Here is a 15,275-nt window from a genome sequence, read left to right as displayed (position 1 = left end):
TTGAGCGGGATCAGGGCGTACTTTCGCGCGGACGAGTTTGTCGATCTTACGCTTCGGCATATCTTGAACGCGGTACATGTGAGTGCGCGAGGCCCTTCGGATCGGCCACCAGTCCAAGGTGTATGCGAAAGCTGCTCTTCGAGAAGCGCGCCTCTCACTAGATGCGGCGATTGGCGGTTTCAGAGTGCAAATCGGACGCTTCGAGACTCTTAATCAGCGGGTCCCAGGTTCGAGCCCTGGTGCGCCCACCAAAATCAGAAACCAATCAATGGTTTGTAAGATCGCTCAGCAGAGGCTGCTCCACTGTGTCCGTTAATGGGATGGTCTGGCCGTGCTCCTGCCCCGCCAGCAAGCGAAGCTGGGAAGGGGCGTCAAAGACAAGGAGCACGCCATGTCTCAGACAGCCAATACCGCGATCGCCGTGATCGGCATCGATATCGGCAAGAACTCGTTCCACGTCGTGGGCCACGATGCGCGCGGCGCCATCGTGCTGCGGCAAAAGTGGTCGCGTGGCCAAGTGGAAGCGCGGCTCGCCAATATACCGCCTTGCCTGGTCGGCATGGAAGCCTGCGTCGGCGCCCATCACCTGAGCCGCAAACTCACCTCGCTTGGTCACGATGCCAGGTTGATGCCGGCCAAATATGTCCGCCCCTATAGCAAGGGACAGAAGAACGACTTCAATGATGCCGAAGCGATTGCCGAAGCCGTGCAGCGCCCGACGATGACGTTCGTGGCGACCAAGACCGCGGAGCAACTGGATCTGCAGGCGCTGCATCGGGTGCGCGAGCGGCTGGTGTCGCAACGCACCGGCATTATCAACCAGATTCGCGCCTTTATGCTGGACCGCGGGATCGCCGTGCGCCAGGGGATCGGCTTCCTGCGTACGGAACTACCCACCGTCCTTGCGACGCGCACCGATGCCCTGTCGCCACGCCTGCTGCGTATCATCGAGGAGTTGGCAGGCGACTGGCGCCGGCTGGATCAGCGCATCGATGGCCTATCCGGCGAGATCGAAGCACTGGCCCGTCAAGATCAGGCATGTTCGCGTCTAATGACGGTGCCTGGCATCGGGCCGATCATTTCGAGCGCCATGGTGGCCGCGATCGGCACGGGAGACGTCTTCTCCAAAGGCCGTGACTTCGGCGCCTGGCTCGGACTGGTGCCCAAGCAGATCTCGACGGGAGACCGCACGATCCTCGGCAAAATCTCGAGGCGCGGCAATCGCTACCTGCGCGTTCTGTTCGTGCAGGCGGCATGGGTTGTGCTGGTCAGGATAAAGAACTGGGAACGTTACGGGCTCAAATCCTGGATCGAAGCCGCCAAGAGAGGCGGTTGCACCACAACGTGCTGGCGATCGCGCTTGCCAACAAGCTCGCCCGGATCGCCTGGGCGGTGCTGGCCAAAGGACGCGCCTTCGAGCTGACGAGGACCGACGATGCAGGCGTCCGACCCGCTTGATCCTCGCGCCGTGCTCGGCGCGGTCAAGGCGCAGCCTGGCAACGCCGGAGCCAGCCGCAAGCCAAGCGCGACGGCCGGCCCTGACCGCCCCTTGCGCGCGACGCGATCGACGTTCTGCGGGCCGGGACGAAGGAACGGCCCTTGGCTCGAACAAAGGAACTGCGCGATAGAAGGAGCAAGCGATGACGTAACCCTATCAACAGCTTCCAGCTGCAGTCTGCGAGAGGATGAGACGAAATGGAGGTTCGGTCTTCCCGGCGCGTGCGAACACTGGTGACCCAAATGGTCCAATCGAGGCCTGTCCGTTAATGAGAACGCACGCGCGCTGATATCCATGATGGCCCGGAGCAAATGCTCCAATCCAAGGCCGGATACATTGATGCAAGACCGCTCACCGCCAGCTCGGCGAAACCACTTGCAACGCACGGCCGGACCATACATGGGGTCACACTTGGGTCACGCAGAAGAGGCCGAACTTCCTTTTTGTGCCTCTAAGCGGACCAAGCATTCGAATCCTTGAGTGGCGCCCATCCGCCACTTTTTGGACCTGCCAAAGGCCTCGAAAAACAACGCCTCCGGCCTGCCCGAGTGTGCAAGTGTCGAAGCGTGTATCCCGCAATGTAGTCCGCAAAGTAGTCCAACAGAAAAGTGCATCCGAGCGCCCCGCGCGCCGGCCCAGAGGGCCTGGGCGGGCGCCAACCTATCTAGTGCGTCGGCTTTCCACGTATTTCTTCCAGATTCGGCCCCCCTCAAACCTTGCAGCCAGTCTGCCGTCATGCGCTCCTATTCGGGTGCGACTTGGGGTGCTTCCGCATCGCGAGGCGCAGAGGCGGGCCTCTTGGCTGGGCGCGCTGGCCCAAACCGGCTTCAGCCAGTGGAGATGCGGGGTGAATACTCACACCGGGGAAGAGCTTCCGTGCAGCGACGTCGGATTTCCGAAGGGCGACAGCCCTGAGGAATTCCTCGCGAACATGCTCGCCTTCCTCGAAACCGCAGCGGCCAACATCGCCAATCCCCCTCCGTGGCCGGATTTTTCGCCTGACGTGCTGCGCGATATCGCCTCGATCCAAGAGGCGGTGCTGATCGAAAAGGAGGTCAACAAAGGTGAAGCGGGAAATCCGACCGTCGTGGCCCGCGCCGATCTGTTGCGCCAAGACGTCTGGAATCGCTGGCGAGCCGGCGCGGGCCTGGCGCCTGGTGGTGAGCCGTTGTCGGACGTGCTCGGCAAGCTCACCGAAGTCGCCGACCGGCAACTTGCGATTCTGGAACGGACCTCGGCGGCGCCGACTGATCGCTCCGCCACCTCGCGCGACCTCAGGCCGGCGAAGCCGCCGCATCAATCACCTGAACAGCCGCCGGCTGTCGTTCCGACCAGTATCGACACATCGTTGGCGCCGAAATTCGGCGAGCTGGAAGATGAATATTTCGAGCTTCGAAGGGCTGGCGGAGCATCTGAGAGCGCCATCAGCACTGGCCGGATGCGTGCGGCGACCTTCAAAGCGCTTGTCGGAGATCGCCCGATCGATTGCTATTTGCCAATTGATCTCCAGAATTTCGTCAATGAGCTTTCAGTATGTCCCGCTTGAACTTTCGCGAGAAGGCGAAAATTCCGAAGAGCTGCGACAGATGGGGATCCATGCGGCGATCGCAAAGAATAAGGCCGAGAGTTGCTACGAGCCACTTGCGCTCAAAACCATCCAAGACGGATACGTGCAGACGGTTCGAGCTATCATCAATAATGCGGTGGGATTGCATCGCCTTCGTAACCCGTTCGAAGGCTATAGGGTGCGATGGCCGGGCAACGCCAAACCCTCAGTCAAGCGCGAGGCGCTCGACTACGAAAAGGTCGACAAGGTCTTCAGACTGGGTGTCGAGAGCGGCTATTTGGACGACGCGATGTTGGGCCCCTTGTGCCTTCTCTCCTCGGGTCGGATCGGAATCCTCCCCTTTATCCGAGGCAGCGATTTTGATCGCAAACATGGAGTCGATATCGTTCGCGTGAACGGCATCGTCTACGACAAAGAGAAGGGCATGTACAAGCGGGTCGGATACAAGACCGAGGGAAGTCTCCGCTTCTTCGTCCTACATAACTTTTTCCGGCGCATCGGCTTTGTCGATTGGGCGACCGAGCAGGGAGATAACTTTATCTTCCGCTTGCTCGCATCCACATCCGATCCCGGCGATGTGGCATCGAAGCGCGTGAACCGGCTCCTGAAGAAGGCCGGCGCTATCGGCATGAACATCGAGGTGGCCCATTCCCTTCGGCACGGTGCCAAGGACATGTTCATTGAGGAGGATCTCGACGACGAGGCCACGAGGCTGCAGATGGGCCATGAGGCAAACGATGTTCACGGCAATTACGGCCAGCAGTCCGCGCTGCGCCGCAAGCAGTGCCAGGAGCTGGCCCATTTCGAGCTGCCGAAGGAGATCGATTGGGCCATGTTCCAACGCTTAGATTTTGAAACCATGGCATCAAGACCTCGTAAGGTCGGAAGGCCAAAACTGTAAGATTGGTGATTTCTGAGAACTCCACTCTAACGCCTGAACTAGCTCATTTCGCGCTGCATGCACTCAACCTAAAGGTCTAATCGAGAAAGACACAGGCCGATGACTGTTCATCCGCCCCGTTCAATTGGAGAGCGCTTCTCCCGCGTCTTCGCTTAAACACGCCTACAACCGCTCTCCATAGTTCAACAAAAAGGTTCTCGCGCGGCGTCTCCGCGAACGAGCGACGAATTTCGCGCCACGTCTCGCGCGGCATACGAATGCCTCCGTCGAGAGACCATCCTCTACCTGGCGTCGGTCGATTATCAGCGAAGAGCGGGTGCAGGAATTCGAGCGCATAGCCCGGCACCCAGACAAAATCACGCCATCCGGCGTGCAGATATGGATTGCTCCACCGATAGATTTTGACGACGTCGTGAAAATCGACGGCAAACTGGATTTTTGGAAGATTAGGTGTGATCGCCTCGATCAATTGACCGAGGTCGATAGGCCTTATGCCATTCGTTCTTGTATCGTAGTAGCCATAGATGCCGAAGGCGGAGCGGAGCCGGTTTTCGACGGCGGTTCGAAGAACAGCAACAGGTGTAAACGGCGCCCGATCATCATGAGCGAGCCCAGAGAACCGTCCATAGATGATCTGTTCGGCGCCTGCCAATATCTCAAACGGATGCTCCTGCGTTCGTCGCCAGCCGCCGTAGGCACCCGTTAGATTCAGGAGGCATTGACCGGCTTGCTCGAACAGTATGATGCCGTGACCCAAGAGCGAGATCAGCCCACCGTGGAGATTGTAAATCGCGACGTTTCCAGCGAACGGATTCGGCTCCGCCATGAAACGCGCGACGGCCTTGATGTACTTCTTTGCCTCGCTGTCCAGCATGCTTAGGTGCGCTTGATAGAAGCTCGGCTTTAAAGGCATTTTTTCGCGATCGGCGGGCGTGGTCTGCAAGCCCATTCTGATTGCTTCCGCCGGTTGGAGCGGGCGGGCATTTTTCTGACCAAGAATTCCCGCGAATTCCTTCCATAGCCATGGCAAAGCATCTTGTTCTGCCCATTGCGCCAAGTCGGCGAGGTTCTGCCGGTTAGCATTTCGCCAACGATTCAGCGCACCTTTGTAGTCATCTTCATTCATTGCTGGTTGCTCGCGCGAAAGCTCACGGCATTTGATGTCAAAAATGACCGACGAAGTCCGGAATCATTCTCAATTTTGTCGCATCCGGAGCGGGTGCGCCTTACAAATTCGCGCTGGCCGCGATACGTTGGCTACCTCAAAGCGGGACCCTCTTCGATGGCCAAGGAAGACATTCAGCTTTTCGTTAAAGCGCAGAAGGCAGGCTACAACACAAAGTGTCTCCATGGTGCACTGGATTGCGACGAGAAGCCCATCCGCGCCCACTCTATACAGAATGCCCGCGTTCTCGATCTCATAAGATGATTCTTCGTTCCTTCTCCGCCGCCGCATTCTATGGCCTTTCGACGTTGGCGGCCGTCGCTTGTCCAAACGATCAGTACGAAGACCCGGTGACCCACGCCTGCCTGCCGAAGTCGAACATTCAGAACGATCTCGTTAAGGGGCTGACGGACATCACACACGGTCGCGCGCCTGGACCAGCGATCCTCGGAACCGTCGGAGGACGTAGGGTCTGCATCCCTTGGTGCTGATCCGCTCGGAAGGCGGCGAGTCCGTGTTCACGGACTCGCTCGCTTTCGATTTTGTCCGACCAATGGGCTAGAGACCTAGTCGGCAGGGCAGATCTTGCGAAGTACCAACGAACTGACGGTTTCGCTACGCTCGGACCCGTAGAGGAGGTCATCGTTCACTTGCAATGACTTGCTGAGCGGCAGCGGCCAGCTGCGGAGTTGCTCCGGCGACCACCGACCTTCTGCACGCAGTGTCCACGAGTCCTTGCAAGGACTCGTGTGATGATCTCCCTCTGGAGTCAATCCAGGCTTCGGCGGCACGTGGCGACCGAGGAGACCAAGGACATGCTTGATCTCGCCAAGCACATCGTCAATCAGAAGGCGGGTCATTTCGAGCCGGACAAATTCGAAGACCAGTACGAGAGTGCGCTCATTGATCTGATCAACCAGAAGCGCGCCGGCAAACCAATCACCGCGAAAGCGCGTCCCCGCGGCGAGAACGTAGTGGACCTGATGGACGCGCTGCGAAAGAGCATCGGAAAGAGCATCGGAAGAGAGGGCGCGTCCGCGACAGAGGCACCTAAGAAATCAGGAAAAAAGCCGCGCAAGGCGGCGGCCGGGCAGAAGGAAATGCTGATGCCGATCGCAGGCAAGAAGCCGGCGAAAGAGACCGCGACGAAGAAGACGGCGGCCAAGCCGCAGCGGAAGTCGGCTTAGGTGTCGTGAAGCACCCGGTGACGCCGGACGGCCACTATTTCGTCGTCCGCGGCAGGCTCTAACGAATGGCAAATCCCATCTCGACGAGGTCACGCGAGATCATCTCATCGGCCGTTTAATGGCGGCCCCGGCGGGGCGGTGCGCGCGCCAGGAAAGCGGCCGACCGCGGGGCCGAAGTAACGGTGCATAGGACTGTGGTCGAGGCCAAGCAGGCGCTCGGCGAGCGCCGTTACAATGCCATCGCCTCTTGTCCGATCGCATGAACGAAGTAGTGGCCTTGCTCGGGATGAAGACACCTGGTTCCCTCTGAGGCCGGTGGACGCGGTGTCGGAGGCAGCGCAGAATCGGACGTCAGATGAGAGCCGGCCGGTTCCTTTCGAGAGGCGTTGCGCAGCTGATGAGGCGGTATGGCTGCTTCAGACAATCGCCACAAAGTTCACCGACACGCTCCCCACAGTCAGTTCTCACCAAGGCCGCTATGTCTCAGTATTCCCTCGATGTATTGCGTCAACGCTATGTCGTCGAGAAAAGACCGCTCGAGGCCAGCGTGGAGCAGATCTTGCGGGCCGACACCCGCGCGGGAGTCCGTGCCATCCTGGCTTCGATCGATAGGCGCCGCTTCGAAAATAGGTCCGAAGGGCAGCGCCTCCGCAAGATGCTGCGCTTCGAGACCTCTCTCTGGGAGAACGGCCATCATGCCGTGGCAGGCGTGGACGAGGCCGGAATGAGCCCTCTCGCTGGGCCGGTCTCCGCTGGCGCCGTGATTCTCAAGCCCGGCACGCGGATCATCGGAATTGATGATTCGAAAAAGCTCGACGCTGCAGCCCGCGAAGAACTCGCGAAGGAGATCAAGGAAAAGGCCGAGAGTTGGTGTGTGGCGTTCGTCGACGTCGAGGAGATCGATGCGATCAACATCTATTGGGCAGGCATCCAGGCTATGCAGCGTGCGGTCAGGGGACTCGGCTTAACGCCGCAGCACTTGCTGATCGATGCGAAGCGGTTGAAGGAAGTCGACATCCCTCAGCAGGCCATCATCAAAGGCGACGCCAAGTCCGCCAGCATCGCCGCCGCCTCCATTCTCGCGAAAGTCGAGCGTGACGCGGTCATGCGGGCGCTCGATGTGCGTTACCCAGGGTACGGATTCGCGGAGCACAAAGGCTACCCGGTGCCGGCTCATTATGAGGCGCTCGCTAGGCTTGGTGCATGCGCAGCCCACCGCAGGTCCTTCGGACCTGTACGCAAGGCTCTCGGGTTGCCGCCGCTGCCGCCATGACCCTCTGCATCCGAGCGCGAAGCCGGTTGAACTACATCAGGTTGTACGCTGCGTCTTAGCGTTGTTTTCGCGACCAAGTCCTTTCGCGAACGACATCCTTGGCCTTCTTGTCGGACCGCAGGCCGAGATAGACCGGCTGGCGCAGCTCGCCCTTGCTGGTCCACTCCGCGAATTTCACTTCGGCGACCAACGAAGGGCGCACCCAGGTCGTGACTCGCTCATCCTTTATCTTGGCAGGGAAGGGCGACTTGGCTGTCTTGAGCTTCATGAGCTTGCTGTGAAGCTGTTCGAGAACCTGGTGGCTGAAGCCGGTGCCGACGTGGCCGATGTACCGCCATGCATCTTCTTCGCGGACCGCCAGCACGAGCGCGCCGAAGAAGGGCCGGGTTCGCCGCGGTGCCGTGAAGCCGGCGATCACCACCTCCTGCCGTTGTGCGGTCTTCACCTTCAGCCAATCGGCGGTCCGGCGCCCGGACGCGTACGGGCTGTCGGCGCGCTTGGCCATAATGCCTTCGAGATGTCTCCGCTCGGCTTCTGCGAAGAACTTCGTCCCCTTAGCCTTACGATGGTTGCTGAACGCGATCAGCTTGTGGCGCGGCAAGATAGCCTTGAGCCGCTTCTTGCGCTCGAGGAGCGGTAGCGCACGCAGGTCCTCGCCGTTCGCGAACATAAGGTCGAACGCGCAGTACAAAAGCTTAGCCTCGTGGCGGAGCGCGTTCTGAAGCAGCTGGAAATGCGAGACGCCGTCCTTTCCGATCGCGACGAGCTCGCCGTCGATCACGGCGTCGCCATTCGCGCCCTCCAGCGCTTTGGCGACCTCGACATAGCTGTGGCTGATGATCTTCCCGTTGCGGCTGTAGAGCGCGACCCGACCGTGCCGGATTTCCACGACCATGCGGAAACCATCGTACTTATCCTCGAAAACCCAGCCGGGGTCGTCGAACGGCGCGTCGGTGAGCGTAGCGAGCATTGGCTGTAGGCGTTTGGGCAGGGTCGACGTCCGGCTCATTCAAGGGCCAATCCTTCAGTGCGTGTTGCGTAATGCACGGACGGCACCTTATCGCTCGAGGTGGCGAGGGCCGGTTCGATGAAGCTGGGGAAAAGCGCCTTGATACAGATAGCCGTCGGCCTTTTACGCTGAAACGGCACTGAAGAACTCCACGCTACGGTCGATTCAAATTGGCACAGTTCGAATCGTTCCGGAACCTGCGAATCCTTGTCGCGTTTGCTTCGATGTCACAACAGGAGGCACCGATGGCGGTAGCGAAGAAGAGCAAGACGGCGCGCGGACGAAAACAGGACCGGGCTCGGGTGGCTGGCGGGCAGCACTACGAAGTGCAGTACGAGGCGAAGAAGACGCAAAAGTCGGCATCGGCCGTGAAAAAGGCAGTCAAAAAGGTCGGCAATTCGCGCAAGCGTGTGGAGAAACGGCTGGGCCGCTGAGTCGAAGACGGGTCGGCGTCGGGGCCTAGCGCCGAGGGGGGCATTCTGGGCAGATATCACCGATCGAGTCCAGCACGTCGCGAACCGCCGCCACCGCTGCTTCACGGGATACGCCTTCCGGCAGGTCTCGACGGGCGATATCGAAGGCCCGCTCTCGGGCATGCGGATCGGCGCGGTCCTGCATCCAACCGTGCTCCTCGCACTCGCGGATGGCGCCGGCTTCCTTCACCACGTTGATCGCCCAACCGCGCAGGGTGCGGATCGCCGGCCGTCTCGGCTTGGTCATCAGCATTGAAAGGTTCTCCCACGCTGAGACGAATCGTTTAGTCCGGCAGACGTTCCCGATCCCTAACACACGACTGGGATTCCGGCTCGTGGGATCTCGTGGTCCTTTAAAGGCCGAATTTACAGCCGGCCAGGTGGTGGGGTAGGAGAGAACGAACTGAAGAAACCGTTTTCCGATACTTCAGACGTCTTATCCGTTTTGCGCGTGCGGCTGTCGGCCACCGCGCTCTGGTAAACCGAGCCGCGGAGCGTCTCGGCCCTGCGGCTTCGCGTACGAGCAGGTCACGCCCTCGCGGGGGCAGAAATAAAAAACCGGACCTTTATGCAGCACCTGCACAAAGGTCCGGCCTTATCTTAGCGTGCCGCGATACCGAACGGCTGCAAAGGACGCTTCATATCCTTTGGAAGGTCTCGCTTTTCATCCGGGTTGCGACCCGGAGGCGGCAATAGATCAGTAGCCGATCCGACTACTTCTTTTTCTTTGAAGTCTTCTTTGCCACCTTCTTGGTAGCTGCCTTCGTGGTCTTCTTTGCCTTCTTCGCTTTCTTGGCCATGTCGTCCTCTGTAAGAATTGGCTCTCAGTGAACATGCCCACGCCGTGCATCGACATGCGCACGAGTGAGACGATATCACAAAAGCAAAATTGATACCAAGGAGACGTGAATCCGCATTGAGTCGCTCGCCGGAGGCACTCGCCCTCGGGCCCGCCGTCATTGCATGCTTGCGGTGCCTCTTTCGCGGTGCCCCGCGAGTCTTCGCTTTCGCTCCGCCCACAGGCCTCTCTTCCATAATCGTGAGACGCCTGTGAAAATGCGGGGCGGTTCTCGTATCATTGCCTGCATCACGTTCGCTTAGGCTTTGCGCGTGCGGCCAGAGCCGCGCCGGGCTCTCGTGTTGGGGTGGACGGCCCCTTCCGCCACACTGCGTGGCGAGAAGAGTTCGTCGCTGACCTCAAACGAAGGAGCCGTCCGTGGAAACGATTGTTCGCATCGGTTTGGATACGTCGAAGAGTGTGTTTCAGCTGCATGGCGTTGACGAGACGGAGCAGCCGATTCTACGGCGTAAGTTGAGGCGTGGGCAGGTTTTGGATTTCTTTAGTCGTTTGCCGCCTGCACTTGTCGCGCTGGAGGCTTGCGGGGCATCGCACTATTGGGCGCGGGAACTGCAATCGCTCGGTCACGAGGTTGCGATGATTCCGCCGCAATATGTCAAACCGTACGTGCAGCGCGGGAAATCCGACGCTGCGGACGCCGAGGCAATTTGCGAGGCGGCAAGTCGGCCGAAACTGCGCAAGAACTTTGTGCCTATCAAGAGTCCCGAGCAGCAGGGCGCGCAGATGTTGGCGCGTGTGCGCAACCAGTTCATCGGCAGGCGGACCCAGCTCGCCAATTCGATCCGTGGCTATGCCGCGGAATTCGGCTTTACCGCGCCCAAGGGGCTTTCGCGGCTTCAACAATTGCTCATCGACATTCAGGCCGACGTAACAGTCCCGGACTTGGCGAAGGAGTTGGTGGACGCTTTGGCAGCAGAACTGGAGCGCGTCGATGGCCAGATCGCCAAGCTCGACAAGAAGCTCATGCAGCTCCACCGGAGTAACGAGATGAGCCGACGGCTGGCGGCCATCCCGGGCGTCGGTCCGATCGGTGCGACGCTGCTGTCAATCAAGGTCGTCGATGCACGCGGGTTCAAGTCGGCAAGAAACTTTGCCGCCTGGCTCGGCCTGACCCCAAAGAATCATTCGACGGCCGGAAAGAATAGGCTCGGCGTGATTACACGCGCGGGTGACGGCATGTTGCGAACCGTTTTGGTGGCTGGCGCAACGGCTGTGATCGCAGATATGCGCCGACGGGAAACTCGCTCCTGGCCCTGGCTGAAAGACATCATCGCCCGCAAGCCGCCGAAGCTGGTGGCCATAGCGTTGGCAAACAAGCTGGCGCGGATTGCCTGGAAACTGATGGTCAGCGGTGAGCGGTATCGACCTGCAAGCAGCGTCATGCCGACGCCGACATTGACCTGAACGAAATGCACAGCTTGGCGCCAGACCGGCAGGTTTGACGCTGAGGGCGGAACTTGCAGGACAGGAAGAGGTGGTACGTTCGGCGCGAGCCGGTCAGTGAAATGCTCCGCTCGGTTTACCGGCAGAAAATGCCGCTCTCGTGTTTGGATCTCACTGTCCGCGAAGCCCATCTTGGCCGGTGGTCGCAAGACCCGAAAACAGGCCGGACATATGAGCGCAAGCGATCCGAGCATGCTGCCAGAGCCAATCCTTGCAAGTCGGGGGCCGTCCACATATGAACCGAGCCGCGCAGCGTCTCGGCCTTCCGGCTTCGATCCCTCGCGCAAGAGCTTTGGTGCTCCTCGCCGGGGGCACTCGGGAAAGGGGCTCGCCTGCGGCGATCGCTATCACTGCCCCGTTCCCGGGTGCCGCTATTGAACCGGTCTCGTCGCTGCACTCGGACCCGCGTGCCCCTTCGGGTCGCTATGCTCACGCTCTCCGGGTGCCATTTTGCGTTGCGGCGATGCGCCCCCGGCGCCCTGATCGGGCCTGCGGCCCAGTTAGATAGCGCAGGGGCTGAGAGTAAGAGTGCAGGTTGGGTTTTTCCGGGACGGGTTACAAGCTGCGAGAGAGGCTCGCGGTGCCCGTCGCGGAGACCCGCGATGTCAAACCCTAATGCTTGCGCGCGCGCCGGCCAGGACCGCGCGAACCTTTATACCGAAATCGCCGACAAGATCATTGCCGAGCTCGAGGCCGGCCGCGTGCCCTGGGTTCAGCCCTGGGGTACGGCCGCGGCAAAAGCGCCACTGGCCATGCCGAAAAACGCATCGACTAACCGGCAATACAGTGGCGTGAACATCCTCATCCTATGGGGAGCCGTGATCGAACGGGGATTTGGCGGTCAAAGTTGGCTCACCTTCCGTCAGGCGCTCTCGCTTGGCGGCCACGTTCGCAAGGGAGAGCGCGGGACCACCGTCGTCTACGCGGATCGTTTCGTGCCGAATGACGAAAAGCGACGCGCCGCTGAGACCGGCGAAGACGCGCAGGCAATTCCATTCCTCAAACGATTTACCGTTTTCAACACCGATCAGTGTGAGGAACTGCCCGATGTTATCGCGGCCGCTGCGCCGCCCCCGCCGGCGGGCCTCATCGAACCCACGGTCGACGCCCTGATCAGAGCCAGCGGAATTCCGTTTCGGATCGGTGGAGATCGCGCATTCTATGCCACAGCCGAAGACTATGTTCAGGTCCCGCCGCCGCAGGCCTATTTCGAACCCATCAACTGGCACCGCACCGCGTTGCATGAACTTGGTCATGCGACCGGGCATCCCTCGCGTCTCAACCGCGACCAGAGCGGATCCTACGGTACGAAGAAGTATGCCTTCGAAGAACTGGTCGCTGAGTTGAGCTCCGCGTTCAGCTGCGCGTCGCTCGGGATCGTCCCGACCGTGCGCCATGCCGACTATATCGGCTCCTGGCTTGAAGTCCTGCGCGAAGACAATCGGGCCATCGTGCGGGCCGCCTCGCAGGCGAGCAAGTCCGCGGACTACTTGCTCGGCTTCGTTCCCGAGACCATTGAGCCCGCGTCGCTGGATTCGGTTGTCGCCGATCATGAGGCGGCGTGATGCTTGGCCTCGTGACCGCGCGAGAGTGAGAGGAGGGGGAGGCTGTTCGCGACGGGTTGGAAGCCGAGAGAGAGTCTTTCGGCCGCCCGTCGTGGAGAGCCAAAATGACGAAAACTGTACAAAAGATCACGCTGTCGCCTTCCCGGGACATTCCCTTCAACAAGCTCGTACTCAGCCAGTCGAACGTTCGCCGCGTTAAGGCCGGTGTCTCGATCGAGCAGCTCGCCGAGAGCATCGCGCAGCGTACGCTTCTGCAAAGTCTGAGTGTCCGGGCCGTCGTTGATGCAGATGGCAACGAGACCGGCATGTTCGAGGTGCCGGCGGGCGGCAGGCGCTATCGCGCTCTGGAACTCCTGGTGAAACAGAAGCGGATGTCCAAGACCCAGGCGGTGCCGTGCGTCGTTCGCGAAGGGGGCATCGCTGAGGACGATTCGGTGGCGGAGAACGACGAGCGGGTGGGGCTGCATCCGCTCGATCAGTTTCGGGCGTTCCAAACGCTGCGCGACCTCGGCATGAGCGAGGAAGACATTGCCGCGCGCCATTTCGTTAACCCCGCGATCGTCAAGCAGCGCCTGCGCCTCGCGTCGGTCTCGCCGAAGTTGCATGACGTCTATGCCGAGGACGGCATGACGCTTGAGCAGCTCATGGCGTTCTCGGTCACTGCGGATCACGCCCGCCAGGAGCAAGTCTGGGAGAACGTCCGCCGCTCCGGATATGACGAGCCATACCAGATCCGCCGCATGCTCACCGAGAACACCGTGCGCGGGTCCGATCGCCGAGCCCAGTTTGTGGGCCTCGATGCTTATCAGCACGCGGGTGGCGGCGTTCTGCGCGATCTATTCGAGCACGACGACGGAGGTTGGTTGCAGGACGTCGTGTTGCTCGACCGCCTCGTAACCGAAAAGCTCAAGGCCGAAGCTGAGACGATTGCTGCCGAAGGCTGGAAGTGGATCTCAGTCGCCGTAGAGTTCTCCTACGGCCACGCTCAAGGCCTACGAGAAATCGAAGGCAAACCTGTCGATCTCTCGCCTGAGGAACAGGCCACCATCGATGCCCTGAGCGCCGAGCAGGCCAAGCTTGAATCCGATTACCAGGATGCCGACGAATTGCCCGAAGATGTCGATCAGCGTCTCGGCGAAATCGAGTCGGCGCTGGCGGCGTTCGAAGATCGGCCGATGCTCTACGATCCGACGGAGATTGCCCGAGCTGGTGTCTTCATCAGCATCGATTCCGAAGGACGCCTTTTGGTCGACCGGGGTTACGTCCGTCCAGAGGACGAGGCGCCAGCAACTGATGGCGGGCAGGGCGCCGATGCGTCGTCGACCGAAGGTCAGGAAGAGAGCCCTTCCGTCCAGCGCACGGTGATCGCGGTTGCGGGTAGTGCTCTTGATGCCGAAGAGGACGATGAGGACGCCGCCAGGCCTCTGCCGGATCGGTTGATCACCGAGTTGACAGCGCATCGCACACTGGCATTGCGGGATGCGTTGGCAGAAAATCCCGCGATCGCGTTTCAGGCGGTGCTGCACAACTTCGTGCTGACGGCCTTTTACCGGTTCGCATCGTCCGGGAGCTGTCTCGAGATTGGTCTTCGCACACCGACCTTTCCCGCTCAAGCTCCGGGGCTGAGGGAAAGCGTCTCCGCCAAAGCTGTCGAGACGCGGCATGAGGCCTGGAGGGCACGGCTGCCGAAGAGCGAGAACGATCTCTGGGATGCGCTGACGGCTCTCGATGGTGGTGCACAGGCGTCGCTGTTCGCCCATTGTGCATCATTTGCGGTCAACGCCGTCTATGAGCCGGCCAACCGCTACAATCAGGGCCGTCTCTCCGCCCACGGTGTCCGCACGCGTCTGGACCAAGCTGATGTGCTGGCGCGCGCGGTCGCGCTCGACATGGTTCAAGCTGGCTGGCGACCGACCGTCGATAACTATCTCGGCCGGGTCACCAAGCCGCGCATTCTGGAGGCGGTGCGGGAAGCCAGGGGCGAGTCGTCGGCACAACTGATCGACCACTTGAAGAAGGCCGACATGGCCAAGGAGGCCGAGCGTCTTCTGGATGGCTCGGGCTGGTTGCCGGAGCCACTGCGTCTCGTCGATCCCGCTGCGGTGCCAGTGGGGCAGGAGGACGAAGCGGGCCCGCTGCCCGAATTCCTCGCTGACGAGGAGGATCAGGAGAACGTCGGCGACGAGGATGCACAACAGCTGGACGCGGCTGAGTGACGTCATGGTGCGGGGTGGCTCCGGCTGTCCTGCGTTGGTCGGGGACCGGTGCACAGCGCCGGTCCCTATTTTTCTGTCGAGGTCTGAGAGGGAGAGGCTGGCCGGGAAGGGTTTGAATC

Annotated in this window: 10 protein-coding genes and 2 pseudogenes; 9 read left to right on the top strand and 3 right to left on the bottom strand. The window is 60.7% G+C overall.

Features of this window, described 5'->3' with window-relative positions; all coding sequences use genetic code 11:
• Nucleotides 1–391 precede the first annotated feature (391 nt).
• From QA640_RS33250 to QA640_RS33240, 3 genes and pseudogenes are all read left to right on the top strand, one after another.
• A pseudogene (locus QA640_RS33250) lies at nucleotides 392–1,458 on the top strand (IS110 family transposase).
• An 887-nt stretch (nucleotides 1,459–2,345) separates the two neighbouring features.
• On the top strand, nucleotides 2,346–3,044 hold the full coding sequence (locus tag QA640_RS33245; protein ID WP_283037030.1) for a hypothetical protein: 699 nt from the start codon (nucleotides 2,346–2,348) through the stop codon (nucleotides 3,042–3,044).
• Nucleotides 3,019–3,966 (top strand): hypothetical protein, encoded by a 948-nt coding sequence (locus tag QA640_RS33240; RefSeq protein ID WP_283037029.1) that lies wholly within the window; start codon nucleotides 3,019–3,021, stop codon nucleotides 3,964–3,966. Before QA640_RS33245 ends, QA640_RS33240 begins: the two co-directional genes overlap by 26 nt.
• A gap of 76 nt (nucleotides 3,967–4,042) precedes the next feature.
• Here QA640_RS33240 and QA640_RS33235 read toward each other — a convergent pair whose 3' ends face one another.
• Nucleotides 4,043–5,092: a hypothetical protein gene (locus QA640_RS33235; protein WP_283037028.1), complete on the bottom strand. Its 1,050-nt coding sequence runs from the start codon at nucleotides 5,090–5,092 to the stop codon at nucleotides 4,043–4,045.
• Nucleotides 5,093–5,937: 845 nt separating this feature from the next.
• Between QA640_RS33235 and QA640_RS33230 the strand changes: the two are divergent.
• Both QA640_RS33230 and QA640_RS33225 read left to right on the top strand, forming a co-directional pair.
• Nucleotides 5,938–6,318, top strand: a pseudogene (locus QA640_RS33230) (Ku protein); the annotation flags it as partial.
• A gap of 478 nt (nucleotides 6,319–6,796) precedes the next feature.
• Nucleotides 6,797–7,591, top strand: coding sequence for a ribonuclease HII (locus QA640_RS33225; RefSeq protein WP_283042959.1), 795 nt, complete (start codon nucleotides 6,797–6,799; stop codon nucleotides 7,589–7,591).
• 55 nt (nucleotides 7,592–7,646) lie between these two features.
• On the opposite strand, the gene ligD is transcribed toward QA640_RS33225, so the two are convergent.
• On the bottom strand, nucleotides 7,647–8,600 hold the full coding sequence (gene ligD, locus QA640_RS33220; protein ID WP_283037027.1) for a non-homologous end-joining DNA ligase: 954 nt from the start codon (nucleotides 8,598–8,600) through the stop codon (nucleotides 7,647–7,649).
• A 245-nt stretch (nucleotides 8,601–8,845) separates the two neighbouring features.
• Here ligD and QA640_RS33215 point away from each other — a divergent pair, with 245 nt between their 5' ends.
• Nucleotides 8,846–9,034 (top strand): DUF3606 domain-containing protein, encoded by a 189-nt coding sequence (locus tag QA640_RS33215; RefSeq protein ID WP_283037026.1) that lies wholly within the window; start codon nucleotides 8,846–8,848, stop codon nucleotides 9,032–9,034.
• Between the two features lie 25 nt (nucleotides 9,035–9,059).
• Here QA640_RS33215 and QA640_RS33210 read toward each other — a convergent pair whose 3' ends face one another.
• Nucleotides 9,060–9,326, bottom strand: a complete 267-nt coding sequence (locus QA640_RS33210; RefSeq protein WP_283037025.1) for a hypothetical protein — start codon at nucleotides 9,324–9,326, stop codon at nucleotides 9,060–9,062.
• A gap of 963 nt (nucleotides 9,327–10,289) precedes the next feature.
• On the opposite strand from QA640_RS33210, the gene QA640_RS33205 reads away from it, so the two are divergent.
• The 3 genes from QA640_RS33205 (at nucleotide 10,290) to QA640_RS33195 (ending at nucleotide 15,156) form a co-directional block, all read left to right on the top strand.
• On the top strand, nucleotides 10,290–11,336 hold the full coding sequence (locus QA640_RS33205) for an IS110 family transposase (RefSeq protein WP_283037024.1): 1,047 nt from the start codon (nucleotides 10,290–10,292) through the stop codon (nucleotides 11,334–11,336).
• A 641-nt stretch (nucleotides 11,337–11,977) separates the two neighbouring features.
• Entirely contained in the window at nucleotides 11,978–12,940 is a 963-nt protein-coding gene (locus tag QA640_RS33200; RefSeq protein ID WP_283042958.1) for a zincin-like metallopeptidase domain-containing protein, read from the top strand.
• 104 nt (nucleotides 12,941–13,044) lie between these two features.
• A complete protein-coding gene (locus QA640_RS33195) occupies nucleotides 13,045–15,156 on the top strand; it encodes a ParB/RepB/Spo0J family partition protein (RefSeq protein ID WP_283037023.1) in 2,112 nt (703 codons plus the stop codon).
• Nucleotides 15,157–15,275 lie beyond the last annotated feature (119 nt).

It is taken from the genome of Bradyrhizobium sp. CB82 (assembly GCF_029714405.1).
Classification (GTDB): Bacteria; Pseudomonadota; Alphaproteobacteria; order Rhizobiales; family Xanthobacteraceae; genus Bradyrhizobium.
Note: the sequence above shows the minus strand (reverse complement) of the source record. Positions and strands in the feature narration are given on the sequence as shown.